The sequence below is a fragment of the Roseateles sp. genome (assembly GCF_039595595.1).
In the GTDB taxonomy this organism is placed as follows: domain Bacteria; phylum Pseudomonadota; class Gammaproteobacteria; order Burkholderiales; family Burkholderiaceae_C; genus Roseateles.
In genome coordinates, this window is record NZ_JBCNLG010000002.1 from 227,225 (window position 1) to 252,921 (window position 25,697).

The window sequence follows — 25,697 nt, forward strand, 5'->3', positions numbered from 1 at the left end:
GCGCCCGAGATGTTCAAGAAGATCCTCATTGCGAATCGCGGCGAGATCGCGCTCCGCATCCAGCGCGCGTGCCGCGAGCTGGGCGTGAAGTCGGTCGTCGTGTATTCGGAAGCGGACCGCGACGCGAAGTACGTGAAGCTGGCCGACGAGGCCGTCTGCATCGGCCCCGCCCCCTCCGCGCAGAGCTACCTGTCGATGCCGGCCATCATCGCTACGGCCGAGGTGACCGACGCGGAAGCGATCCACCCCGGCTACGGCTTCCTGTCCGAGAACGCGGACTTCGCCGAACGCGTCGAGCGCAGCGGCTTCACCTTCATCGGCCCGACCCCGGACAACATCCGGACCATGGGCGACAAGGTCTCGGCCAAGCAGGCCATGATCAAGGCTGGCGTGCCCTGCGTCCCCGGCTCCGAAGGCGCCCTGCCCGACGACCCCAAGGAGATCGTCCGCATCGCCCGCGCGATCGGCTATCCGGTGATCATCAAGGCCGCTGGCGGCGGCGGCGGCCGCGGCATGCGGGTGGTCCACACCGAGGCCGCGCTGGTCAACGCGGTGCAGATGACCAAGGCCGAGGCGGCCGCGGCCTTCGGCAACCCGCAGGTCTACATGGAGAAGTTCCTGGAGCATCCGCGCCACGTGGAAATCCAGGTGCTGGCCGACGGTCACAAGAACGCCGTCTGGCTGGGCGAGCGCGACTGCTCCATGCAGCGCCGCCACCAGAAGATCATCGAGGAAGCGCCGGCGCCCGGCATCCCGCGCCGCCTGATCGAGCGCGTCGGCGACCGCTGCGCCGCGGCCTGCAAGAAGATGGGCTACCGCGGCGCGGGCACCTTCGAGTTCCTGTACGAAAACGGCGAGTTCTACTTCATCGAGATGAACACCCGCGTGCAGGTCGAGCACCCGGTGACCGAACTGGTGACCGGCGTCGACATCGTGCAGATGCAGATCCGCATCGCCGCCGGCGAGAAGCTGCCCTTCACCCAGCGCAACATCACGATGCGCGGTCATTCGATCGAGTGCCGCATCAACGCCGAGGACCCGGTCAAGTTCATCCCGTCCCCCGGCCGTATCACGATGTGGCACCCGCCAGGCGGTCCCGGCGTGCGCGTGGACTCGCATGCGTACACCAACTACTTCGTGCCGCCGAACTACGACTCGATGATCGGCAAGATCATCGTCCACGGCGACACCCGCGAGCAGGCCCTGGCCCGCATGCGCATCGCGCTGTCGGAGACCGTCGTCGAAGGCATCCAGACCAACATCCCGCTGCACCGCGAGTTGATGGCCGACGCCAAGTTCATCGAAGGCGGCACGGACATCCACTACCTCGAGCAGTGGATGGCCGCCCACAAGCGCTGAGCCCCATCGGCGCCGACCGTCGCTGAGCGACAATGCGCAGGCCCTCAAGCGTGGACGCTGGTCCGCCTTGAGGGCTTCTCCATTTCAGAAGTCCCCGAAGTTCCGGAGCCGCCATGAGCGAAAACCACGGCGAAGACCACGCCAACGATCCCCTGCTGCACGAACTCGTGCTGATCTGCCGCGAGGAGGATGTCGAGACCGTCAGCGACGCGCTGATGGAGATCGACGCGCTGGCCGTCTCCGTCGAGGATGCCGATGCCGACACGCCCGCGGAGCGCGCGCTGTTCGGCGAGCCCGGCATGCCGGCGCCGCGCGCGGGCTGGGAGCGCTCGGTGGTGAAGGCGCTGTTCGCCGAGGAAGCCGAGGCCACCGAGGCCGCGACGCTGATCCTGGCGCAGGATTGGGCCACCGACGTCCACGTGCAGGCGATCCAGACCGTGGCGCAGCAGGACTGGGTGCGGCTGACGCAATCGCAGTTCGCGCCGGTGGAGATCACGCCCGAGTTCTGGATCGTCCCGTCCTGGCACCAGGCTCCGGCGCAGGCCAGGCAGGTCATGCGCCTGGATCCGGGCCTGGCCTTCGGCACCGGCACCCATCCGACGACGCGCATGTGCCTGCGCTGGATCGCGCGCCATGGCGCCGAGGCCGCCCACTGGGATCGCGTGCTCGATTACGGCTGCGGTTCCGGCATCCTGGCCATCGCGGCTGGCCTGTTCGGCGCGAAGTCCATCGACGCCGTCGACATCGACCCGGCCGCGCTGATCGCCTCGACGCACAACGCCAAGGACAACGGCGTGACGCTGAACGCCGCGATGCCCGATGCCGCGCAGGGCGAGTACCCCGTCGTGCTGGCCAACATCCTGGCGACGCCGCTGAAGCTGCTCGCGCCGCTGCTGTGCAACCATCTGCGGCCAGGCGCCCATCTGGTGCTGGCCGGCATCCTCGAGCGCCAGGCCGACGAGCTCAAGGCGGCGTATGCGCCGTACGTCCAGCTCGAAGTCTCGGACCGCGAGGACGGCTGGATCCTGATGACCGCGCGCCGCGCCGCCTGACCGCCAGCCTCCCCCCCGACGCCCGTTTGACCCGATGAACAGCCGCTTGCGCGCCATCCGCCACCTGGTGACCGCGTGTCACCCACGGGCGGGGCGCGGCAAGGACTGACCCTGCTTCGTGGCATCATCGCACCCATGAATCTCGCGACCCGCTGCACGACCTGCGGCACCATCTTCCGGGTGGTGCAGGACCAGCTGCGCGTCTCCGAGGGCTGGGTGCGCTGCGGCCGTTGCGCCGAGGTGTTCGACGCGCGCGAACAGCTGTTCGACCTGGAGCGCGACAGCCCGCCGCCCTGGCCGCCGCTGGGTGCGCCGGCCGAGCCGGCCCCTGTCGCGCGTCAGCCGGCACCACCCGCGCCCGTGGCGCCCGCTGCGTCCCATCCACCCTTTCATGGCGACTTCCAGCCGAGCCGGCCGGCGCCGCTGCCTGCGCCCGTGGCGCCGCCCCCGATGGCGCTGCAACCCACGCCGATCTTCGCGCCTGCGCCGCCCTCGCCGCCCAGCCATCGCGACAGCGGCTGGATCGCCGATGACGACGAGGCACTGAACCCCTTCGCGCCCCCACGGCGCGTGGCCGACGACGATCCGGCGGACAGCCTGCTCGAGTCGCGCTTCCATGCCGCCAGCAGCGCCTTCGACGACGAGGCCCACGAGGCGCGCCGCGAGCCCTTCCTCGACCAGCCGCCTCCAGCGCCCGATCCGCGCGCCCATCTGCCCGAACCCAAGGGCATGCGCTTCGAAGAGGACGAGCTGCCGCCGCCGATGATCGACGACGACCGGCCCGACGTGACCTTCGCGCTCAGCCCGGCGACCGCCGCGCAGCTGCGCGCGGACGAGCCGGCGCTGGAGCCCTCGCTTGAGCCGACCTCGTCGATGATGCCGCCGGACGAGGAGACGATCGCCGAGGCCAAGCGTGCCGCCAAGGCCGCGAAGCCACGCCGCTCGTGGAATCCCTTCAAGCGCCGGCCGCGCGCACGCGCGCCGGTGGCGAGTCCCGAGACGACGATGACGGTGTTGGCCGCCGAGTCGGAGTTGATGGCCGCGCGCGCCGCCGCGGAAGCCGCGGCCGAGCCGGGCGCGCCGAGCGTGCTCCCTGATCAGTTGCCCAGCTTCATGCGTCAGGCGGAGGCGGCCCGCCGCTGGAACCGTCCCGGCGTCCGCATCGCGCTGGTCGCGGCCACGACCGTGCTGGCGCTCGGCCTGATGGGTCAGCTGCTGTGGCATGCGCGCGAGGCGATCGCTGCGCAGTATCCGGCGGCCAAGCCGGTGCTTGTGTCGATGGCGCAGGCGATGGGCCAGGAACTCAAGCCCTGGCAGCACATCGAGGCGCTCAGCGTCGAGAGCAGCAGCCTCAATCCGGCAGGCACGGCCAATCATTACCGCTTCAGCATCAGCCTGCGCAACCGCAGCAACTGGGAAGTTGCCCAGCCGTGGGTGGACCTGAGCCTGACCGACGCCAGCGGCGCGCTCGTCGTGCGGCGCATGCTGTCCCCGGCGGAGATGCAGGCTGGACGCGCCTCGCTGCCCGGCGGCGCGGACCAGCAGCTGCAGCTCGTCTTCGACAGCGGCGCGCTGAAGATCAGCGGCTACTCGGTCGAACTCTTCTATCCCTGACCCCAAAGAAAAAACCCGGCTTGCGCCGGGTTTTCGAGGGAGATGAACCGGACCCGCGGGTCCGGTCATCGTTCAAGCTCAGGGCTTGTTGCCGGTCGGGAAGGGCCACGCGGCTTGCGGGCTCAGCGCGGTCTTCGCGGCAGGAGCCGGCGCAGCAGCGGGCTTCGCGGCAGGGGCAGCGGCAGGCTTGGCGGCAGCCTTCTTCGGAGCAGCAGCCTTCTTGGCGGCCGGCTTCGCAGCGGGCTTCGCGGCGGCCTTGGGAGCAGCCTTCTTCGCAGCAGCGGCCTTCTTGGGGGCAGCGGCCTTCTTCGCCGGAGCAGCCTTCTTCGCGGCGGGCTTCGCAGCCTTGGCAGCGGTCGCCTTGATCGGCGGCTTCTTGGCGGCAGCGGTCTTCTTGGCGGCCGGAGCCTTCTTCGCGGCGACCTTCTTGGCCGGAGCCGCCTTCTTGGCAGCAGCGACCTTCTTCGCCGGAGCGGCCTTCTTCGCAGCCGCAGCCTTCTTGGCCGGAGCGGCCTTCTTCGCCGGAGCAGCCTTCTTGGCGGCAGCGGCCTTCTTCGCCGGCGCGGCAGCCTTCTTGGCCGGAGCGGCCTTCTTGGCGGCCGGAGCCTTCTTGGCCGGAGCGGCCTTCTTCGCGGCCGGAGCCTTCTTCGCGGCGGCCTTCTTGGCCGGAGCCGCCTTCTTGGCCGGAGCGGCCTTCTTCGCAGTTGCCATTTCAGTTCTCCTTGATCAAGTGGAAATAGCCCTGCCCGTCATCAACCGGTTGATGCCGGTGCAGGTATTCACCGCCCACGACGCGCGGGAGTTGCGCTCCGCGGTGCGGTGAATCGGGTTGCGCTGCGCCTCCGCCGCTTCTATGTCGGTCGGTCGGCGCATCGCCAAGCTTGATCTCTTCTTCAACAAACAATGCTCGAGGGTCGCTCCGCCCCGGGACTCAATCCCAGGACAGCGCGCCACCCGATTGGTATTCGATCACTCGCGTTTCGAAGAAGTTGCGTTCCTTCTTCAGGTCAATCATTTCGCTCATCCACGGGAACGGGTTTTCCTCGTTCGGGAAGAGCGCCTCGAGGCCGATCTGCGTCGCGCGACGATTCGCGATGTAGCGCAAGTAGCCTTTGAACATCGCCGCGTTCAGGCCCAGCACGCCGCGCGGCATGGTGTCCTCGGCGTAGCGGTACTCGAGCTCCACGGCCTTCTGGAACAGCGCCTTGATCTCGGCGCGGAATTCCGGGGTCCACAGATGGGGGTTCTCGAGCTTGATCTGGTTGATCAGGTCGATGCCGAAATTGCAGTGCATCGACTCGTCGCGCAGGATGTACTGGTACTGCTCGGCGGCGCCGGTCATCTTGTTCTGACGGCCCAGCGCCAGGATCTGCGTGAAGCCGACGTAGAAGAACAGGCCTTCCATCAGGCAGGCGAAGACGATCAGCGACTTGAGCAGCGTCTGGTCTGCTTCCGGGGTGCCGGTGACGAAGTTGGGATCCATGATCGCGTCGATGAACGGGATCAGGAATTCGTCCTTGTCGCGGATCGACTGCACCTCGTGATAGGCGTTGAAGATCTCGCTCTCGTCCAGGCCCAGCGACTCGACGATGTACTGATAGGCGTGGGTGTGGATCGCTTCCTCGAAGGCTTGGCGCAGCAGGAACTGGCGCGCTTCGGGAGCCGTGATGTGGCGGTAGGTGCCCAGCACGATGTTGTTGGCGGCCAGCGAATCGGCGGTCACGAAGAAGCCGAGGTTGCGCTTGATGATCCGGCGCTCGTCCTCGCTCAGGCCGTTCGGATCCTTCCACAGCGCGATGTCGCGGGACATGTTCACTTCCTGCGGCATCCAGTGATTCGCGCAGGTGGCGAGGTACTTCTCCCACGCCCACTTGTACTTGAACGGGACCAGTTGGTTGACGTCGGTCTGGCCGTTGATGATGCGCTTGTCGGCGACGTTCACGCGGCGCTCGCTGGCGCTGCCGATCGACGCCGCGGAAGAGGACACCGAGCCAGCCGCGGAGGCGGCGGCATCACGCGCGACGGCGTGCGTCGCTGCGTGGATCGATGCGCCCGACTGCGGCGCGTTGCTCGAAGGTTGACGGTCTTCTTCCCAAACCAGCATGGTGGTCTTCCTATGGTCGCGGATTATCGGAGTGTTGTGTTCAAACACAAAGGACTTCTTGACTTTGACGCCGCTTCGCTGTTGCTGGTCCGCATCGCATTCGATGCGCTGAACCGTGTGCGCCGCATCTCCTGATGAGTGCGATGCCGCGCGATCACGGCGCGCGGCGGGAGCCGGAGCGAAGGTCTGATCAAGCGTTCATCGATCGCTCGCGAGGACCGGCGGAAAAAATCGCCGATCGCCGCAAACATCGATGAACGCTCGCATCGCGAGCGTCGGAGCTGCCAGCGCGCAGCGCCGGCAGCTCCTGTTCCGATTACTGGCAGGCCTCGCAACCGGGGTCGTCGATGGCGCAGAACTTGACGTCGGTGGCCGGCGTCACGTCATCGATCGACGGCGCAGTCGCGGTCTGCACCGGCGCGGCGGCGATGGGCGCGCTCGCGGCCGGCGCGGCGCTCATGCCGCCGATCGAGCTGCTCACCGCGTTGAGCTGACCCGCGTTCTGCACGGTGCTCTTCTCGGCATGCGTCGCGCCCATCGTGCGCAGGTAGTAGGTCGTCTTCAGACCGCGCTGCCAGGCCAGCTTGTAGGTCTCGTCCAGGCGCTTGCCCGACGCGCCGGCCATGTAGATGTTCAGGCTCTGGGCCTGGTCGATCCACTTCTGGCGGCGCGCGGCGGCTTCGACCAGCCACACGGTGTCGACCTCGAAGGCGGTCGCGTAGAGCTGCTTGAGGTCCTCGGGCACGCGGTCGATGCGGCGCAGCGAGCCGTCGAAGTGCTTGAGGTCCATCACCATCACGTCGTCCCACAGGCCCAGCTTCTTGAGATCGCGCACCAGGTGCTCGTTCACGACGGTGAACTCGCCCGACAGGTTGGACTTCACCGACAGGTTGCCGAAGCAGGGCTCGATCGACGCGTCGACGCCGATGATGTTGGAGATCGTCGCGGTCGGCGCGATCGCCACGCAGTTGCTGTTGCGCATGCCGTCACGGGCGATCTTGGCGCGCAGCGCGTCCCAGTCCAGCGACGACGAGCGGTCCACGTCGACGTAGCCGCCGCGGGCTTCGGCCAGCAGGTCCAGCGAGTCGATCGGCAGGATGCCGCGGTCCCACAGCGAGCCGCGGTAGCTGCTGTAGCGGCCACGCTCGGCGGCCAGCTCGGTCGAGGCCCAGTAGGCGTGGTAGCAGACGGCTTCCATCGACCGGTCGGCGAACTCGACGGCGGCGTCGGACGCGTAGGGCACGCGCAGTTGATAGAGCGCATCCTGGAAGCCCATGATGCCCAGGCCCACCGGACGGTGGCGCAGGTTCGAGTCGCGCGCCTTCTTGACCGCGTAGTAGTTGATGTCGATGACGTTGTCGAGCATGCGCATCGCCGTCGCCACCGTCTTCTTCAGCTTCTCCTGGTCGATCTTGCCGTCCTTCAGGTGCTGCGCCAGGTTCACCGAGCCGAGGTTGCAGACCGCGATCTCGTTGTCGTTGGTGTTCAGCGTGATCTCGGTGCACAGGTTGGACGAGTGCACGACGCCGACATGCTGCTGCGGGCTGCGGACGTTGCAGGCGTCCTTGAACGTGATCCAGGGATGGCCGGTCTCGAACAGCATCGTCAGCATCTTGCGCCACAGGTCGCGGGCCGGCATGCGCTTGTAGAGCTTGAGCTCGCCGCGGTCGACCTTGGCTTCATAGGCCGTGTAGGCGGTCTCGAAGGCCTTGCCGAACAGGTCGTGCAGGTCCGGGCAGGTCGACGGGCTGAACAGCGTCCACTCGCCGCCTTCGATGACGCGCTTCATGAACAGGTCGGGAATCCAATTCGCCGTGTTCATGTCGTGGGTGCGGCGGCGGTCGTCGCCGGTGTTCTTGCGCAGCTCGAGGAATTCCTCGATGTCCAGGTGCCACGTCTCCAGATAGGCGCAGACGGCGCCCTTGCGCTTGCCGCCCTGGTTCACCGCGACGGCGGTGTCGTTGACCACCTTCAGGAAGGGGACGACGCCTTGCGATTTGCCGTTCGTGCCCTTGATGTGCGAGCCCAGCGCGCGCACCGGGGTCCAGTCGTTGCCCAGGCCGCCGGCGAACTTGGACAGCAGCGCGTTTTCCTTCAGCGCCTCGTAGATGCCGTCCAGGTCGTCGGCCACCGTCGTCAGGTAGCAGCTCGACAGCTGCGAGCGGCGCGTGCCGGAGTTGAACAGCGTCGGCGTGGAGCTCATGAAGTCGAAGGTCGACAGGACTTCGTAGAACTCGATGGCGCGCGCTTCGCGGTCGATCTCGTTCAGCGCCAGGCCCATGGCCACGCGCATGAAGAAGGCCTGCGGCATCTCGATGCGGGTGCCGTCCACGTGCAGGAAGTAGCGGTCGAACAGCGTCTGCAGGCCCAGGTAGTCGAACTGCAGGTCGCGTTCGGCCTTCAGCGCGGCGCCCAGCTTGGCCAGGTCGTACTGCTGCAGCTTCTCGTCCAGCAGCTCGGCCTGCACGCCCTTCTTGATGAAGGTCGGGAAGTAGTCGGCGTACTGGGTGGCCATCTCGGCCTGCGTGACCTCGCGGCCCAGGATCTCCTTGCGGATCGTGTGCAGCAGCAGGCGGGCGGTGGCGCGGGTGTAGCCCGGGTCCTTCTCGATCAGCGTGCGGGCGGCCAGGATCGCGGCCTTGTAGACCTCGTCCATCGGGACGCCGTCGTACAGGTTGCGCTTGGTCTCGGCCAGGATCGGATCCGGCTTGACGTCGGCGCCCAGGTTCTCGCAGCTCGACGAGATCAGCGCGGACAGCTTGTTCAGGTCGAGCGGCACGCGCACGCCGTTCTCGGTCACCGAGATGCCGGACTCCAGCACCGCGGCCTGGCGCTGCTCGCCCTGAGCGGCGCGCTCCTGGGTGCGGCGCTCGCGGTACAGCACGTAGGCGCGCGCCACTTCGTGGTGGCCGCCGCGCATCAGCGCCAGTTCGACGTGATCCTGCACGTCCTCGATGTGGAAGGTGCCGCCGCCCGGACGCGAGCGCACCAGCGCCTTCACGACCGACTCGGTCAGCGCGTCGACCGTCTCGCGCACGCTGGCGGAGGCGGCGCCGCTGGTGCCGTGCACCGCCAGGAACGCCTTCATCATCGCCACGGCCACCTTGCTCGGCTCGAAGTGCACCACCGCGCCGTTGCGGCGGATGATCTGGTGCTGCGGGAAGCTGGCCGAAGCGGCGGCGGACTCGCGCGGAGTCTGAGCCAGGCCCGTTTCAGCAGTCGGTGTGGCGGCGACAGTCTGCATGGGATCCTCGTCTGTTCTGGATTCGAAAAAACAAAAAGGCTTCGCCCGGCCCCGGGTAAGCGAGGGGCCAAACGATCAGGGGGTCAGGTGATGTTCGCGATGCTGTTGATGCGCCTGGGCTTGGGAGTCCCGGTGCTCCGGCTGGGGGGCCGGCGCCGCGGGCAAGACATCTGTTGGAGCATTCATCGCCGTGTTTGCGAAGGTCAGCAGGATAGCATGCAAAACACTATATCTAGTGGTCGCGGGACCTTCAAGGAACTACCGCTAGTGGCGTCACCGCTTGACTCGGTCCATGCGCTGGGCTAGCGGGAAGACCTGACCCCGCACAGGCCCGATGGATTCGCGCATCGAGTTCGGAGCGCGAGGATTGACGCGGGTTGCGGGACGGAATGGTCTGCAAACGTCGATGGTTGCTGCACTCGCGGCGATGGCGGTTCGATGACGGTCCGGCCCCGCGTCCCCGGGGGCTAGGACAAGTACCGCCTAGGACCTTCCCTTAGCCGCCATCGGCGGTGGGGTCATGGTCGCCATGCGCCCAGCGCGAGGCGCCGGGCGTGGCATCAAAAGGCCTTTCAAGCCTCGTCGCCGCCGACCGAGATCTCCAGCCGCGCCATCCGGTAGCGCATCTGCCGCAGCGACAGCCCCAGGCTCGCGCCGGCCGCGGTGCGGTTGTAGCGGTGCTGCTCGAGCGCGCGCAGCAGGATCTGCTTCTCGACCTCGTCGAGGTATTTCGCCAGGTCGGTCGGCAGCGCCGCGCCGCCGTTCGCCTCGGCCGACGGCGCGGCGCCGGACGCGGGCGCCATCGCGGCGAAGGGCGGCTCGCCGGCCGCGTCGTCCGGGCCCAGCACGCTGTCGGGCAGACCGAGGTCGGCCAGGTCGATGCCCTCGCCGCTGGACAGCGCCAGCGCGCGATGCAGCAGGTTCTCCAGTTCACGGACATTGCCCGGGAAGCTGTAGCGCGACAGCGTCGCCAGCGCCGCGCCCGTCAGCGCGGGCACCGGTGACACGCCGGCGTCGGCGGCGATGCGCTGCAGGATGCGGGCGCTGATCGGCGCCAGGTCCTCCATGCGCTCGCGCAGCGGCGGCACGCGGATCTGGATCACGTTGAGCCGGTAATACAAGTCCTGGCGGAAGCGCCCCGCCCCGACCTCGGCGGCCAGATCCTTGTGCGTGGCGCTCAGCAGCCGCACGTTGACCGGCATTTCCGCGACCGCGCCGACCGGCCGCACCGAGCGCTCCTGCAGCGCGCGCAGCAGCTTGGACTGCATCGCCAGCGGCAGGTCGCCGATTTCGTCGAGGAACAGCGTGCCGCCCTGCGCGGCCTGGAAGAAGCCTTCGCGGTCCTCGGTCGCGCCGGTGAATGCGCCCTTGCGGTAGCCGAAGAACTCGGCTTCGAGCAGTTGCTCCGGGATGGCGCCGCAGTTGACCGCGATGAAGGGCTGCGGGCGGCGCGCGCTGACGTCGTGGATCGCGCGCGCGACGAGCTCCTTGCCGGTGCCCGACTCGCCATTGAGCAGCACCGGCGCCATGCTGCGCGCGACCTTCTCGATCAGATCGCGCACCTGCCGCATCGGCGCCGAGTCGCCCACGAGCCGGTCCAGCGCCGACGCGGATCCGGTCAGCGGCGGCGTGCGCGGCGCCTTGCGGCGCTCCAGCGCCGGCGCGCGCGCGGCCGCGGGCGCTTCCCGCGCCGGCAGCGGATCCAGCCCGGCCGGCTGGGTGGGCGCGAACGCGTCCGGCTCGTCGTCGTTGAAGGAAGTCCGCGCCGCCGCGGAAGCGACGGGAGCGACGGGAGCCGCGGGCGCCACCGGTGCGGGCGCGGACGAGAACGGCTTGGGCACGGTGCCCTCGGCCTTGGGCGCGCGGCCCAGCGCCGAGGCCACGACCATGCGGAACTGGCGCAGGTCCACCGGCTTGGTCAGGTAGTCGTAGGCGCCGGCCTTGAGCGCCTCGACGGCGTTCTCCGCCGAACCGTAGGCGGTGATGACCAGCGCGCGCTCGCTGCGCCCCTGCTGCTCGAGCCAGCGCAGGATGTCCAGCCCGCTGCCGTCGGGCAGCCGCATGTCGGTGATGACGGCGTCGTAGCGGCGCGCGCTCAGCCGCTCGAGCGCGTCCTCGACGGTGCCGGCGCTGTCCAGCGTGAAGCCTTCGCGCAGCAGCGTCATCTCGTAGAGGGTGCGCAGGTCGGGCTCGTCGTCGACGACCAGCAGGCGGGGATCAGCGCTCATGGAGTTCGGTATCGGGGAAGTGGGAGTCCGGCCCCATCGACGGGATCGAGGCCAGCATGGACGGCGTCGAGGACGGCCGCGGCAGCAGCACGCGGAACTCGTTCATTCCGGCATCCGGGCCGCTGCCCGCGTCGGCGGAGCGCCGGTGGTAATCGATGCGCGCGCCGTAACGCTCGCAGAGCTCGCGGCAAATGTACAGGCCCAGGCCCGAGCCACGGCTGCGCGTCGAGAAGAAGGGCTCGAACAAGTGTCTTTCGACCTCGGCCGGGATGGGCTCGGCGCGGCTGAACACTGACAGCCGCACCCACTCGCCGTCCTCGGCCAGCTGCACGCGCAGCGCGCCGGGTCCGGGGCGCGCATGGCGCAGGCCGTTGTCCAGCAGATTGATCAGCACGCGGCGCAGATGCTCCGGCTCGAAGCTGACCAGCAGCGTGTCGCGCTGGACCTCGACGCGCAGCGGGCTGGCCTCGCCCTCGGGCAGGCGCTGCGTGGCACTCCAGTCGGCGCAGTACTCGCGCACCAGCGGCGCGGCGGCCAGCGTCAGCGCGACCGGCGCGATGCCGGGCGCCACCTCCATCACGTCGTCGACCAGCCGCTTGAGCCGCTCGACGTTGGACGCGATCATCCGCGTCAACTGCTCCAGCCGGGGCTCCTGCGCGACGTCCTCGGACAGCAGCGCGTTGGCCTGCGCGATGGCAGTGAGCGGATTGCGGATCTCGTGCGCGATGCCGGCCGACACGCGTCCCATCGCGGCCAGCTTTTCCTGGCGGTTGCGAGCCTCGAGGTGACGGTTGTCCTCGAGGAAGAGCACGCACAGGTCGTCGCCATCCAGCGGGCGCAGCGTGAAGCGCATCCGCACCCGCAGCGAGCGCTGCGAGCCGCGGCCGAAGTCGAGCAGCAGGTCGCGGCCGGACTCGGGCCAGAGCTCGCCGGCGAAGGCCTTCTCGATCGCGCGCAGCAGCGGCTTCCACGCCGGCGCCGCGTCGAGCCGGAACGAGCCCGAACGCAGCGACGCGCCCTCCGACAGCAGCGCGCGGGCCGCTGGATTGGCGGTGCGCACGAGGCCGCGGCGATCGGCCACGAGCACGCCCTCCTCCATCTCCTCGATGACGAGCCGGTTCAGATCGGCCTGCTGGCGCGCGTACTCGAGGCTGCCGCGCGCGGCGCGCTCCTCGCGGGCGAGGCGGGCGGCGATCTCGTTGGCCAGCAGCGTGACGACGAACAGGCCGCAGCCAAGCAGCCCCGCCTGACTGATGTGCAGCGCGCCGTCATGGTCGTTGAACACCGCCCAGCCCGACAGCAGGAGCAGCACCAGGCTGGGCAGCGCGGCGCAGGCGAGCGCGCGCAGCCGCGGCTGCAACGCGCCGGCCATCAGCGCCGGCATGAAGAACAGAGCGCCATACGGGCCGACCGGATCGCGCACCTGCAGCAGCGTGAACAGCAGCAGGTCCGCGCCGATGCTGACCATGAACTGGCGTGTCGTCAGTCCGGCGCGATCCTTGGGCGGCGTGTCGCCACCGCCGAACCAGCGCGGCAGCACCCACGCGAGCACCGCCTGCGCGCCGTAGACCAGCGAGAACAGCGCGGCCCAGCCCGTGGGCTTGGCGCCCATCAGGCTGGCGATCGACTGCGTCGCGAGCAGCGCCAGGCCCAGCGCCGCGCGCGCGCCCATGAAGGCGCGGTACAGCCGCTGGATGGTGCTGGCGCTGATCGCGCTGCCGGACTCGGAGGTCGCCATGCGGGCCGCCGGCGTCAGGCGCCGCCGCGCGCGCGGGCGGCGTCGGCCGCCTCGAGGCGGGCCTCGTGCGCGGCGCGGTGCGCAGCACCGCAGAAGTGGCCGCCGCGGCCGGGCAGCGCCTCGCTCTCGGGCAGGTGCGTGCCGCACTCGGCGCAGCGGACCATGGACTCCGGCAGCGCCTGCGGCGGGGCGGGACGGCGGTCCGGCTGCTCCTCGCGCGGCGCCGGACGGCCGCGCTTGAAGCCGAGCACGAAGGCGACCACCGCCAGCAGGACGATCCAGAAGAGCAGCTTGATCACGATGAGGAGGCCGGAAGGGGTCAGGTGGGCGGACGCTGGAGGATGACCTCGAGCACGAAGCGCGAGCCCGCATAGGACAGCAGCAGCAGCGCGGCGCCGAAGTAGAGCCAGCGCGTGGCGCGCCTGCCGCGCCAGCCGAACACGCGCCGGCCGGTCAGGAGGCCGGTCAACACGAGCCAGCCCAGCACGGCGAACAGCGTCTTGTGGTCCCACTTCCAGTGCGGCGTGAACGCCACGCCCAGCAGCAGCGCGATCGACAGCACGACGACGCCGGCGCCGACGAACTGGAAGGTCAGCCGCTCCAGGCGCAGCAGCGGCGTGCCGAGCATCGGCGCGCCCTGCCCTTTCTGCGCGCGCATCTGGCGCTCGGCGCGATTGAGCATCACCGCGTGCATCACCGCGACGCCGCACAGCCCGTACGAGGCCAGCCCCATCGCCCAGTGCAGCGGCGCCAGCGGCGAGCCGGCCTGGGGGCGGTATTCGCCGGGGAACATCCAGGCCACCAGCATCACCGCCAGGCCGAGCACGCTGAGCAGGCGCTGGGCCGAGGGGAGCGGCAGGAAGCGGCTCTCGACCAGGTAGACGCCGGTCACCAGCCAGACCGTCATGGACAGCGAGGGGGCGAAGCCGAAGCGCGCGGCGTGGCCGCCATTGACCGGCGCGGCGCCAATGCCGCCGACGTCCACGACCAGCGCGGCCAGGTGCAGCACCCAGGCCAGAATCAGCACCGGGCGCCAGGTGAGCGGCCGCCGGTGAGCGAAGGCGGCGGCCGCCGCGTAGGCCAGAGCCCCGGCGGCGCTGAGGGCGGCCAGGAGGGGGCCGCTGGGCTCTGCGGAGGCGAACGATAAAATCATCCGCAAAGTGTAATGACGCGCGCCCTCTTTCACGGGGGCGCTTCTACGATGGCATCCACCCTGACCGATCGACTGAGCCGGCTCGTCAAGACGATGCGAGGCCAAGCCCGCATCACCGAGTCCAATGTGCAGGACATGCTGCGCGAAGTGCGCATGGCGCTGCTGGAGGCCGACGTCGCGCTGCCGGTGGTGCGCGACTTCGTCGCCCGCGTGAAGGAGAAGGCCCTGGGCCAGGAGGTGGCCGGCTCGCTGAATCCGGGCCAGGTCCTGGTCTCCGTGGTCCATAAGGAACTGGCGGCGACGATGGGCGAGGGCATCGCCGACATCAACCTCGCCGCACAGCCGCCCGCCATCATCCTGATGGCCGGCCTGCAGGGCGCCGGCAAGACGACAACGACCGCCAAGCTGGCCAAGCACCTGACCGAGAAACGCAAGAAGAAGGTGCTGACGGTTTCGGCGGATGTGTACCGCCCGGCCGCGATCGAGCAGCTCAAGACGGTGACGAAGCAGGCGGGCGCCGAGTGGTTCCCGTCGGCGCCGGACCAGAAGCCGCATGACATCGCGCTGGCCGCGCTCGACCACGCGAAGCGCCACTTCTTCGACGTGCTGCTGGTGGACACGGCCGGCCGTCTGGCGATCGACGAGGCGCTGATGGCCGAGATCCGCGACCTGCACGCGACGCTCAAGCCGGTGGAGACGCTGTTCGTCGTCGACGCCATGCAGGGTCAGGACGCGGTCAACACGGCCAAGGCGTTCAAGGAGGCCCTGCCGCTGACCGGCATCGTGCTGACCAAGCTCGACGGCGACTCGCGCGGCGGCGCGGCGCTGTCGGTCAAGCAGGTCACCGGCGCACCGATCAAGTTCGCGGGCGTGTCCGAGAAGATCGACGGCCTGGAGGTCTTCGACGCCGACCGCCACGCGGGCCGCGTGCTCGGCATGGGCGACATCGTCGCGCTGGTCGAGGAAGTCCAGAAGGGCGTGGACGTCGAAGCGGCGCAGAAGCTGGCGGAAAAGCTCAAGTCGGGCGACGGCTTCGACCTGAACGACTTCCTGGCGCAGATCTCGCAGATGAAGAAGATGGGCGGGCTGTCGGGACTGATGGACAAGCTGCCCACGCAGATGACCGCCAAGGCCGGCGCCGCCGACATGGACAAGGCCGAACGCGACATGAAGCGCATGGAAGGCATCCTGAACGCGATGACCGCCAAGGAACGCCGCCAGCCCGCGCTGCTGATGGACGGCAAGACCAAGGCCAGCCGCAAACGCCGCATCGCCGCCGGCGCCGGCGTGCAGATCCAGGAGGTCAACCGCCTGCTCAATCAGTTCGACCAGATGCAGGGGATGATGAAGAAGATGAAGGGCGGCGGCCTGATGAAGATGATGAAGAAGATGGGCGGGCTGAAGAACCTCATGGGCGGCGGGGGCGGCGGCTTCCCGATGTAAATGCAAAGAGCTCCACTTGGGAGCTCTTTTGCTGTCCGAGCCTTCACGTGTCCTGCGAAGGCCCGGGCGTTGGCCGCCGAGGTATGAGGCCCCGGCGGCAAGCGCCGAAACCTCACACCTCACCGTCCCCAATCACTGCCGTCCTTCGACGGATTGGCGACCGGGGACTTCGACGTCATTCCAGCAGCGCGAGCGCGAACTCGCGGGGATCGAAGGTCTGCAGGTCCTCGAGCTTCTCGCCCACGCCGATGAAGTAGACGGGGATCGGGCGCTCGCGCGCGATGGCCGCCAGCACGCCGCCCTTGGCCGTGCCGTCGAGCTTGGTGACGATCAGGCCGGTCAGGCCGAGCGCGTCGTCGAAGGCCTTGACCTGGGTGAGCGCGTTCTGACCGGTGTTGCCGTCGACGACCAGCAGCACCTCGTGCGGCGCGGCCTCCTGCGCCTTGCCAATCACGCGCTTGATCTTCTTGAGCTCCTCCATCAGATGGAGCTGCGTCGGCAGGCGGCCGGCGGTGTCGGCGATCACGACATCGCAGCCACGCGCCTTGCCAGCCACGACCGCATCGAAGGTCACCGCGGACGGATCGCCGCCTTCCTGGCTGACGATCTGCACGCGGTTGCGATCGGCCCAGACGGCGAGCTGCTCGCGCGCGGCGGCGCGGAAGGTGTCGGCGGCGGCGAGCAGCACGTTGGCCTGGGCGTCGGCCAGGTGGCGCGTGAGTTTGCCGATGCTGGTCGTCTTGCCGGCTCCGTTGACGCCCACGACCATCATCACCATCGGCGACTGCTCGCCGATCACCAACTGGCGCTGAAGCGGCTGCAGCAGTTCGGTCAGCGCGTCCACCAGCAGGTGGCGCACGGCGGCGGGGTCGGTGGCCTTGGCCTCCTTGACGCGGCGCTTGAGGTCCTCGAGCAGGAACTCGGTGGCCTTCACGCCGGTGTCGGCCATCAGCAGCGCGGCCTCAAGCTCCTCATAGAGCGCGTCGTCGATCTGCGTGCCGGTGAAGACCTGCGCGATGCTCGAACCGGTCTTGCGCAGCCCCTGGCGGAGCTTGTCCATCCAGCTCTTGCGAGGCGCGGGTTCGGGCTCGGGCTCGACGACCGGAGCGGGCGCGGCCACCGGGGCCGGTGCCGGCGCAGGGGCGGGTTTGACGACGGGAGCGGGAGCCGGTACTGGGGCGAGGACAGGCTTGACGATTGGAGCGGGAGCGGGAGCGGGAGCGGGAGCGGGAGTCGGAGTCGGAGTCGGAGTCGGAGCCGGCGCGGGGACAGGCGCGGACGGAGGTGCCGGCTGAGGCGCCAGTTCAGGCGTGGGGGCCAGGACTTGCGGGACGGCGGGCGGCGGAGCCGGGGGGGACTCGACGGCGGGGGCTGCGATCGGCGCGGGCGCAGGGGCGGCTTCGGGAGCCGGCGCGGGTTCGGGCGCGGGTGTGGGATCGGACGAGCCGAAGCCGAGTTTTTTCTTGAGGAAGCTGAACATGAGGTGCTCGCGAGGGACGGGCCGCCGAACTATTTTTGTTGTCGGCGTCGGCGGGACTTGCATTGTCCGCGAAAAGCTTGCTATAGTCGCGTTCTTCGCAAGGCGCTTTAGCTCAGCCGGTTAGAGCGACGGAATCATAATCCGCAGGTCCGGGGTTCGAATCCCTGAAGCGCCACCAAATACAAAACCCCGCAAGACGCAAGTCTTGCGGGGTTTTTCGTTTGGGCCGCAATTGAATATCGGCGCCGAGGGCCTTCGCACCCGAAGGCCCTTATTCATCAGCCCATCAATTGCAGCTCAGCGTCGCCAGGTTCTTCCCTGCTCCGGCCACGCTCGGAAGCTTCTGCTTGACGCACGCGGGGTCGTGCACGGTGTACGAATACGGAATCCCCACCGGGAAGTTCGCCGTCGACTTCCAGTCGGTCGCGTCGCGCGACGGACTGGACTCGCTCGCCACCCATGTGATGCCGTAGGTCGCGAAATCGGCCGGGCTCTTCACGTTGTTGTTCCGCAGTTCCCAATAACCAATCGAGGGGCTGTCGCGCGAGGTCACCGGATTCTGCGATTGCTCGAAGTAGTTGCCCTCGATCAGCGAGTAACCGCCCATCCGGATATTCGCGCCCGACGTGAGGACCTTCGAATAGAGGTTGTTGTACAGGTGCGTATAGCCCGCGCGCTGCAGCGGCATGCGTGAGCCGACGTTGCTGTACACGTTGTGGTGGAAAGTGATGTAGCGGTCGCTCGCGTCGCTGTCGCTCGAGCCGATCAGCCCGACCTTGTGATGGTCGTGGATGTAGTTGTACGAGTAGGTCAGGTGATGCGCGCCCGCCTTGTTGTCGACCAGGCCGTCGAACTCCAGGTCGCCCGCGCCCGAGCACTCGGCCAGCGAGCTGAACAGCGTGTTGTGATCGATCCAGACATTGCTCGGGAACTTGCCACTCTGCCCTTCGATGCCGATGGCGTCGATGGAGCCGGGCAGCAGTCCGATCGTCATGTTGCGGATGATGATGTTGCTCGCCGCCGCCTTGACCGCCAGACCGAAGTTCGCCGCCGAACCGTTGACGCCCTCGATGGTGACGTCGCTCTTGTTCTTGATCTCGACGACCGCGCCTGCGGGCTTCTTCCATTGCGCGCAGGGATCGGGAATGGTGCCGAAGTCGAAGGTGCCCGCGTAGCGGATCACCAGGCCGCCGCTGCCGCTGTAGGCGTTGATCGCGGCCTGCATCTCGGCGGCGGTCTTCACGGTGACCGGCGTCGTGCTGCCGCCGCCCGTGACCGCGCCCGCGTAGCCGCCGCTCTGCCCCGCCGGAGCCGGTGATGGAGCGGGAGCCGGCGAAGGCGCAGGGGCTGGCGCTGGAGACGGCGAAGGCGCAGGAGCTGGCGAGCCCGCCGGCCCCACCGCGCATTTCTCGTTCACGCCCGGGTTGGGATCGGCGCCGCCGAAGGTCGCCGACGTGCACGCCACGCTGCCGCTGAGCGTCTTGATCACCCACTTGTCCTTCACGCCGAAGGACACCTGCCGAGCGGTATCGCCGACCTTGCAGGTGCCGCCTTCATCGGCGCACTTGGAGAAGCCTGACGGCCAGTCGACGGCCTGCGCGGCGCCCATCGGCGCCACGACACCGACCGCGACCGCCATGGCCGCCAGACCGTGCCGTGGACTCGGCGCGCGCAGTGGGCCGGCCTGCGGCGGCTTCGGTGCGACCAAGTCGGTGGACTCGTTCAAATGAATGCGCTTCATCGCTTGTCTCCCAATGTCTCGTTGAGGCGAACCGGGGCGCGGGCATGGCTCCGCCACCACCGGTCACCGGTGAATCAAAAAACTGCTCGGGAACACCCAACAGCCGATCCCGCCTCGCGCGGCGCGGACCAGCAGGATCCGCATCGGGGACGGTGGCCGTGGGCAGCGGCCATGTGCCGACACGCCAGCGCGCAGGCGCGGCCATGTCGACAACGGGGCGCAGACTAACGAGAACGCCAGATTTCGGAAAGGCGTTTTACATTTGCCGATCTGGCGTTACGGGTACATCAAAGCACGGCGACTCGATCAGCGCGCAGCACTGGCCTTCAACTCGGTCTCGGCGTTCCAACCACCGCCAAGCGCCTTCACCAGCGCCACCGTCGCCCGTCTCTGCCTGGTCTCCAGATCGACCGCGCTGCGCCTGGCCTGCAGGCCCGCCGTCTGCGAGGTGACGACCTCCAGATACGCCGCCGCGCCCGCGCGATAGCGGTTCGTCGCCAGCGCCAGCGCGCGCTCGGCCGCATCGACCGATCTCTTCTCCGCCTCGAGCGCCTCGCCATAGCGATCCAGCAGCACGAGCTGGTCCTCCACCTGCTGGAACGCCGCCAGCACCGTGCCGCGATAACGCTGCGCCGATTCATCGAGCGCCGCCTTCGCGCGCGCTTCCTCCGCCTTGCGCCGCCCGCCGTCGAGCAGGTTCATCGCCAGCGTCGGACCGATCGCCCAGAACAGGTTGGGCGCCTCGATGAAGCGGCCCAGATCGCTGCTCTGGAAGCCGCCCTGCGCGCTCAGCACGACCGACGGAAAGAACGCCGTCCGCGCGACGCCCAGCGTCGCCGTCGCCGCCACGACGCGCTGGCGGGCGGCCGCGATGTCGGGACGCCGCTCCAGCAGCGTCGACGGCAAGCCGGGCGGCACCACCGGCGTCGCCAGCCGCAGCGCCGGCGCCGGCTCGATGCGCAAGCTCGACGCGTTCGCGCCGACCAGCGCGGCGATCGCGTGCTCCAGCACCGCGCGCTGCGCCTGCGACTGGCGCCGCTGCGAGCGCGCCGATTCCAGTTGCCCTTGCGCCCGCGCCTGATCCAGGCCCGAGGCGATGCCGGCCTCGTGCCGGCGCGAGATCAGATCGAAGGCGCGCGTGTAGGCCTCCTCGGCATCGGCGAGCAAGGCGTTGTCGCGATCGAGTCCACGCAGCTGCAGCAGCGAGTCGGCCAGCTGCGCCTGCAGCGCCAGCCGCGCGGCGGCGAGATCCGCCGCGGCGGCGCGCTCCGAAGCCACACCCGCCTCGACCTGCCGGGACACCCGGCCCCACAGATCGACCTCATAGCTGAGGTCCAGGCCCAGCGTCGCGCTGTTGTACCAATCGGGCGAGGTCGGCCCGAGCACCCGCAGCGGCCGCCTCTCCGACTGCCGGTCGCGCTGCGCATTGAGCGAGGTGTTGAGCGTCGGCGACTGCGCGGCGCGCAGGCTGTCGGTGGCCGCCTTCGCCTGCTGATAGCGCGCCAGCGCCGAGGCGAGATCGGGACTGTTCTCGATCAGCCGCCGCTGCAGCGCGTCGAGCTCGGGATCGCCGTATCCCTGCCACCAGCCGTCGAAGGCGATCGCCGCCGTCGAGCCGCCCGCTTCAATCCAAGGGCCACGCGCCTCCTTGAAGGCCGAGGCCATCGGCACGTCGGGCAGTTGCGTCCGCGGCGCCTGCGCGCAGCCGGCCAGCCATGCCGTCACGGCGAGCGCGATCCCCGCGCTCAGGTGCCGCTTGCCGCACGTGCTCATGACCGTCCCTTCGGCGCGCCCACGGACGTCGACGCGGTCGGCGATGCCGCCGGCTGCGCGACGCGCACGAGGTCGCCCTCGGCGAGCCCGTCCGGAGGATTCGCGATGACGCGATCAGCGGGACTGAGCCCCGCGCCCACTTCGATCCGGGTGCCCATGTCTCGCGCGATCGTGATCTTGCGCAGGCGCACGCGGTTGCCCGCGTCGACGGTCGCGACCTGCACGCCATCCTTGTTGATGATCACCGCGCCCGGCGGCAGCGACACGCCGCCCGCCGCCTGGGCCGCCTCGCCCTTGGCCGCCCCTTCGAAGCGCACCGTCGCGAAGCCGCCCGGCAGCAGTTCGTCCTTGTCGTTGTCGACGGCGAGCTGCACCAGCATCGCCCCGCTCGCCGTGTTGATGGACTGCGCCAGCGACTGCACCGTCGCCGCGAAACGCTGGCCCGGCCGCTCGGGCACGGTCAGCACAGCCTTGTCGCCGGTGCGCACCTGCGCGACCTGTCGCTGTGGCACGTTCACGTAGACCCGCAGCCGCCGCATGTCCGACACGACGAACAGCTCGCTCCCCGGCGCACCGCCCACGTTGATCAGCGCGCCCACGTCGGTATTGCGCGCGGTCACGACGCCATCGAAGGGCGCGCTCAGTTGCGTGAAGCGCTTCAGCGCCTCGATGCGCTCGACGTTGGCCTGCAGCGCCGCCGCCTGCGACTGCTTCGCGGCCATGTCGCCGGTGCGCTCATCCACCTCCTGCTTGGACACCGAATCCGACGCCAGCAGCCCCTGCCAGCGCTTGGCCGTGCTCGCCGCCAGCGCCGCGTTGCTGCGCGCCGTCGCGAGCTCGGCCTTCGCCTGCATCAGTTGCTGGTCGAGGTCGGGGGTCTCGATCTCGGCAAGCTGCTGTCCCGCCTTCACCTTGCCGCCGATGTCGACGTTCCAGCGCTTCAGGTAGCCGCTGACGCGCGCGTAGATCGGTGCGCGCGACCAGGCTTCGATGCGCGCGGGCAACTCGAGCCCGCCCTCGGCCAGCGGCTGCGGCGCGATCAGCGCGACAGTCGGCTGGCCGCGCGCCTCGGCCGCGCCGCGCAGTTGCTCGGCGTTGGACCTGCGGGACCACAGGCCGGCCGCGACGATGACGATCGCCGCCATCACCGCGACAGTCGCGGCGAGCTTGAAACGTGGAGGACGGGTGGCCTCGGCGGCCTTGGCATCAGTTCGCATGGGAGGGATCTCCGGCCCCGGGCAGCGCGGTCGCGGCGCCGGCGGTCAAGTCGTTCGGTTCGAGGGAGCCGGCAGCGGCCGCGGTCCCGCGGTGATGGCGATGCACGAGGCTGAACACCACCGGCACGAAGACCAGCGTCGCGAAGGTCGCGAAGATCAGCCCGCCGATCACCGCGCGTCCCAGCGGCGCGTTCTGCTCGCCGCCTTCGCCCAGGCCCAGCGCCATCGGCAGCATGCCGATCACCATCGCGAGCGCCGTCATCAGCACCGGCCGGAAGCGCACGAAGCCCGCCTCCAGCGCGGCGGCGGTGGCGTCGCCCAGGACCTCCAGGCGCTCGCGCGCGAAGCTGATCACCAGCACGCTGTTGGCCGTGGCCACGCCCATGCACATGATCGCGCCGGTCAGCGCCGGCACCGACAGCGTGGTGCCGGTCGCGAACAGCATCCACACGATGCCGGCCAGCGCCGCGGGCAGCGCCGACACGATCACCGCCGGATCCAGCCAGGACTGGAAGTTCACGACGATCAGCAGGTAGATCAGCACCACCGCGCCGAGCAGCCCGAACAGCAGGCCCGAGAACGCGCGGTCCATCGTGCGCACCTGGCCGAGCAACTGCACGTTCGAGCCCTTGGGCACCTCGGCCTTCGTCTCCGCGAGCACGCGGCGGATGTCGCCCGCGACCGCGCCGAGGTCGCGATCCTGCGTCGTCGCGTGGATCTGCACCATGGTCTGCACGTCGTACTGGCTGATCAGCGCCGGACCGGTCGCGCGCTGGAAGCTGGCCAGCCCGCCCAGCGTCGAGCCGCCCGCCGCCGCGCCGTTGCCGATCGGCAGATTGCCCAGCGCGGCGAGCGAATCGAGCTGGTGCTGCGGCGTCTGCATCACGATCGAGTAGCTCACGCCGTTCTGCGGATTCAGCCAGAAGGTCGGCGCGACCTGGCTGCTGCCGGCCAGATTCACCACCAGGCTGTTGGCGACGTCGCGCGTGGTCAGGCCCAGCAGCTGCGCCTGCGTGCGATCGACGTCGACGTTGAACACCGGCGCCTTGTTGGACTGCTGGATGCGCGCGTCCGCCACGCCGGGGATCGCTTTGATCCGCTTGAGCAACTGCTGTGCGTAGACGAAGTTCGCGTCGACGTCGCGCCCGCGCACCTGCACGTCGATCGGCGCCGGCGCGCCGAAGTTCAGGATCTGGCTGACGATGTCGGCCGGCGGGAACGAGAAGGTCGTGTCCGGGAATTCGCGCGGCAGCGCCTCGCGCAGGCGGCGGACGTAGTCGGCCGTCGGCGGGTGGCCTTCCTTCAGCGCGATCTGGAAGTCGCCATCGGAGGTGCCCAGCACGCCGGTGTTGTTGTAGGTCAGGTTGATCGACGACGGCGGCAGGCCGATGTTGTCGACCATGGTCTCGATGCCTTCGGACGGAATGACGCGGCGGATCGCCTGCTCGATGCGCGCGAAGCGCGCCGCGGTCTCCTCCACCCGCGTGCCCACCGGCACCCGCGCATGCATCAGGATCTGGCCCGAATCCACCTGCGGGAAGAAGTTGCTGCCGATGAAGGGCACCAGCGCGAAGGACACCAGCACCACCGCGGCAAAGCCGACCAGGAAGGGCCGGCGCCGGCCGAGCGCCGTCTCCAGCAGCGCCCGATAGCCCTCGCGCACGCGCTCGAAGCGCGCCTCGAAGTCGCGCTGGAAGCGCACCAGCGGATTGCGCGACGGCGGTTGCGCCAAGTGGCCGTGGCCATCGGTCAGCGGCGCATGCGGACGCAGCAGGTACTTGGCCATCGTCGGCACCAGCGTGCGCGACAGGATGAACGAGCACACCATCGCGAAGATCACCGCCTCGGCCATCGGCACGAACAGGAAGCGCGACACGCCTTCCAGGAAGAACATCGGGATGAACACGATGCAGATGCACAGCAGCGACACGAAGGCCGGCGTCACGATCTGGCGCGCGCCATCCATGATCGACGCTTCCACGCCCTTGCCGTGCTCCAGGTGCCAGTTGATGTTCTCGATGGTCACGGTCGCGTCGTCGACCAGGATGCCCACCGCCAGCGCCAGGCCGCCCAGCGTCATCAGGTTCAGCGTCTCGCCGATCGCCGCCAGGCCGATGATCGATCCCAGGATCGACAGCGGGATCGACACCGCGATGATCACCGTCGAGCGCCAGCTGCCCAGGAACAGCAGGATCATCGCGCTGGTCAGCGCGGCGGCGATCGCGCCCTCGATGGCGACGCCCTTGATGGCCGCCCGCACGAACACCGACTGGTCGTTGATCGGCTTGACCTCGAGTTCATCGGGCAGCGAGGGCCGCAGCTCGGCGAGCTTGGCGCGCACGCCGTCGACGATCGCGAGCGTGGAGGCCGCGCCGTTCTTCAGCACCGACATCAGCACCGAGCGGCCGCCGTCGACGTGGACGATGTTGGTCTGCGGCGCGTTGCCGTCATGCACGTCGGCGACGTCGCGCAGGTAGACGGTCGAGCCGCCGGCCACCTTCACCGGCAGCCGGCCCAGATCCTCGATCGCGGAGGGCGCGCTGTTGAGCTGCAGCGTGTATTCGAGCTCGCCGATCTTCTGCGTGCCGATCGGCGTCAGCACGTTCTGCGCCGCCAGCGCGCTGGCGACATCCTGCGCCGACAGCCCGCGCGCCTGCAGCGCGGCGGGGTTCACGTCGATCTGCACCTGGCGCTGCTTGCCGCCGTAGGGCAGCGGCAGCGCCGCGCCGGGCACGGTCACCAGCGGCGTGCGGATGGTGTTGAAACCCAGGTCGAACAGCTGCTGTTCCGACAGCCCCTTGCCCGACAGCGCGAGCTGCAGGATGGGCACCGTGGCCGCGTTGTAGTTCAGGATCAGCGGCGGCGTCGTGCCGGCCGGCATCTGGCGCACCGCGACCTGCGCGATCGCGGTCACCTGCGCGTTGGCCACCGAGATGTTCACGCCCGGCTGGAAGAAGATCTTCACCACCGAGACGCCGGGATAGGTGTTGGCCTCGATGTGCTCGATGTCGTTGACGGTGGTCGTCAGCGAGCGCTGGAACAGCGTCGAGATGCGTCCCGCCATCTGGTCCGGCGGCAGCCCGGTGTACTGCCAGGCCACGGCGATCACCGGGACGCGGATCTCCGGGAAGATGTCCGTGGGCGTGCGCATCGCCGCCAGCGGACCAAGGATCAGCAGCAGCAGCGCCAGCACGAAGAAGGTGTACGGGCGTCGCAGCGCGACGCGCACGGCGGCCATCAGCATGGCCGGATTCCCACGATCGTTGTCATCGTTGCTCTCTTCTTGCCGGCACGCGCCAGGCGAGGTGGAGCGCGGATTTTGTGTGTCCGCGCGCGCGCCGATGTTGCTGGCCGGTAATGGCCGTACGCGTACGGGGTTTGGCGCCCGCTAACGTACGCCGATTCCTGCCGCTCTTCGCCCGGTTTACAAATTCCCGGGAAAGTCCGGGCGTTTCCGCGCACAGATCGACATTTGAAACAGGCCGTTGCTCCTTAATATGCGGCCCCAGCGGACAGCCCGGCCCTTGCCGAGGCAAGCAGAAACGGTCCGC

Annotated in this window: 17 protein-coding genes and 1 tRNA gene; 5 read left to right on the top strand and 13 right to left on the bottom strand. The window is 69.1% G+C overall.

Translation table 11 applies throughout. The features are described 5' to 3' along the window. The first annotated feature begins 9 nt into the window (after nucleotides 1-9). From accC to ABDW61_RS03815, 3 genes are all read left to right on the top strand, one after another. Nucleotides 10-1,359, top strand: coding sequence for an acetyl-CoA carboxylase biotin carboxylase subunit (gene accC / locus ABDW61_RS03805; RefSeq protein WP_091727054.1), 1,350 nt, complete (start codon nucleotides 10-12; stop codon nucleotides 1,357-1,359). A 155-nt stretch (nucleotides 1,360-1,514) separates the two neighbouring features. Then, entirely contained in the window at nucleotides 1,515-2,411 is an 897-nt protein-coding gene (gene prmA, locus ABDW61_RS03810; protein ID WP_343636891.1) for a 50S ribosomal protein L11 methyltransferase, read from the top strand. Nucleotides 2,412-2,546: 135 nt separating this feature from the next. Continuing rightward, the gene (locus tag ABDW61_RS03815) at nucleotides 2,547-4,025 is read left to right on the top strand and encodes a zinc-ribbon and DUF3426 domain-containing protein (RefSeq protein WP_343636367.1); all 1,479 of its coding nucleotides are present in this window, start codon (nucleotides 2,547-2,549) and stop codon (nucleotides 4,023-4,025) included. Nucleotides 4,026-4,103: 78 nt separating this feature from the next. Here ABDW61_RS03815 and ABDW61_RS03820 read toward each other — a convergent pair whose 3' ends face one another. The 8 genes from ABDW61_RS03820 to ccsA all read right to left on the bottom strand — a co-directional run bounded on the left by ABDW61_RS03820 (nucleotide 4,104) and on the right by ccsA (nucleotide 14,492). Continuing rightward, the gene (locus ABDW61_RS03820) at nucleotides 4,104-4,736 is read right to left on the bottom strand and encodes a histone (RefSeq protein WP_343636369.1); all 633 of its coding nucleotides are present in this window, start codon (nucleotides 4,734-4,736) and stop codon (nucleotides 4,104-4,106) included. 15 nt (nucleotides 4,737-4,751) lie between these two features. Continuing rightward, nucleotides 4,752-4,904 (bottom strand): hypothetical protein, encoded by a 153-nt coding sequence (locus ABDW61_RS03825; RefSeq protein ID WP_343636371.1) that lies wholly within the window; start codon nucleotides 4,902-4,904, stop codon nucleotides 4,752-4,754. A gap of 52 nt (nucleotides 4,905-4,956) precedes the next feature. Beyond that, nucleotides 4,957-6,129 carry a ribonucleotide-diphosphate reductase subunit beta gene (locus ABDW61_RS03830; protein ID WP_343636373.1) on the bottom strand — a complete coding sequence of 391 codons (1,173 nt, stop codon included), beginning with the start codon at nucleotides 6,127-6,129 and terminating at the stop codon, nucleotides 4,957-4,959. A 316-nt stretch (nucleotides 6,130-6,445) separates the two neighbouring features. Beyond that, a complete protein-coding gene (locus ABDW61_RS03835; RefSeq protein ID WP_343636375.1) occupies nucleotides 6,446-9,373 on the bottom strand; it encodes a ribonucleoside-diphosphate reductase subunit alpha in 2,928 nt (975 codons plus the stop codon). Between the two features lie 572 nt (nucleotides 9,374-9,945). Next, nucleotides 9,946-11,601, bottom strand: coding sequence for a sigma-54 dependent transcriptional regulator (locus ABDW61_RS03840; RefSeq protein WP_343636377.1), 1,656 nt, complete (start codon nucleotides 11,599-11,601; stop codon nucleotides 9,946-9,948). Further along, nucleotides 11,591-13,339: an ATP-binding protein gene (locus ABDW61_RS03845; protein WP_343636379.1), complete on the bottom strand. Its 1,749-nt coding sequence runs from the start codon at nucleotides 13,337-13,339 to the stop codon at nucleotides 11,591-11,593. Before ABDW61_RS03845 ends, ABDW61_RS03840 begins: the two co-directional genes overlap by 11 nt. Nucleotides 13,340-13,353: 14 nt before the next feature. Continuing rightward, nucleotides 13,354-13,638 carry a PP0621 family protein gene (locus tag ABDW61_RS03850; RefSeq protein WP_343636381.1) on the bottom strand — a complete coding sequence of 95 codons (285 nt, stop codon included), beginning with the start codon at nucleotides 13,636-13,638 and terminating at the stop codon, nucleotides 13,354-13,356. Nucleotides 13,639-13,658: 20 nt separating this feature from the next. Continuing rightward, complete coding sequence (gene ccsA, locus ABDW61_RS03855) at nucleotides 13,659-14,492, bottom strand: cytochrome c biogenesis protein CcsA (protein WP_343636383.1); 834 nt, start codon at nucleotides 14,490-14,492, stop codon at nucleotides 13,659-13,661. Nucleotides 14,493-14,540: 48 nt separating this feature from the next. Between ccsA and ffh the strand changes: the two genes are divergently transcribed. After that, nucleotides 14,541-15,935, top strand: a complete 1,395-nt coding sequence (gene ffh, locus ABDW61_RS03860; protein ID WP_343636385.1) for a signal recognition particle protein — start codon at nucleotides 14,541-14,543, stop codon at nucleotides 15,933-15,935. 175 nt (nucleotides 15,936-16,110) lie between these two features. On the opposite strand, the gene ftsY is transcribed toward ffh, so the two are convergent. After that, the gene (gene ftsY / locus ABDW61_RS03865) at nucleotides 16,111-17,415 is read right to left on the bottom strand and encodes a signal recognition particle-docking protein FtsY (protein WP_343636387.1); all 1,305 of its coding nucleotides are present in this window, start codon (nucleotides 17,413-17,415) and stop codon (nucleotides 16,111-16,113) included. 101 nt (nucleotides 17,416-17,516) lie between these two features. Between ftsY and ABDW61_RS03870 the strand changes: the two genes are divergently transcribed. Further along, nucleotides 17,517-17,593 (top strand) — tRNA-Met (locus ABDW61_RS03870). A gap of 108 nt (nucleotides 17,594-17,701) precedes the next feature. On the opposite strand, the gene ABDW61_RS03875 is transcribed toward ABDW61_RS03870, so the two are convergent. From ABDW61_RS03875 to ABDW61_RS03890, 4 genes are all read right to left on the bottom strand, one after another. Next, complete coding sequence (locus tag ABDW61_RS03875) at nucleotides 17,702-19,156, bottom strand: polysaccharide lyase family 1 protein (protein ID WP_343636389.1); 1,455 nt, start codon at nucleotides 19,154-19,156, stop codon at nucleotides 17,702-17,704. A gap of 306 nt (nucleotides 19,157-19,462) precedes the next feature. Next, nucleotides 19,463-20,929 carry an efflux transporter outer membrane subunit gene (locus tag ABDW61_RS03880; RefSeq protein WP_343636391.1) on the bottom strand — a complete coding sequence of 489 codons (1,467 nt, stop codon included), beginning with the start codon at nucleotides 20,927-20,929 and terminating at the stop codon, nucleotides 19,463-19,465. Continuing rightward, nucleotides 20,926-22,146, bottom strand: a complete 1,221-nt coding sequence (locus ABDW61_RS03885; RefSeq protein WP_343636393.1) for an efflux RND transporter periplasmic adaptor subunit — start codon at nucleotides 22,144-22,146, stop codon at nucleotides 20,926-20,928. The genes ABDW61_RS03880 and ABDW61_RS03885 overlap by 4 nt, the downstream gene beginning before the upstream one ends. Then, nucleotides 22,136-25,387, bottom strand: a complete 3,252-nt coding sequence (locus ABDW61_RS03890; protein WP_343636893.1) for an efflux RND transporter permease subunit — start codon at nucleotides 25,385-25,387, stop codon at nucleotides 22,136-22,138. Before ABDW61_RS03890 ends, ABDW61_RS03885 begins: the two co-directional genes overlap by 11 nt. Between the last annotated feature and the right edge of the window lie 310 nt (nucleotides 25,388-25,697).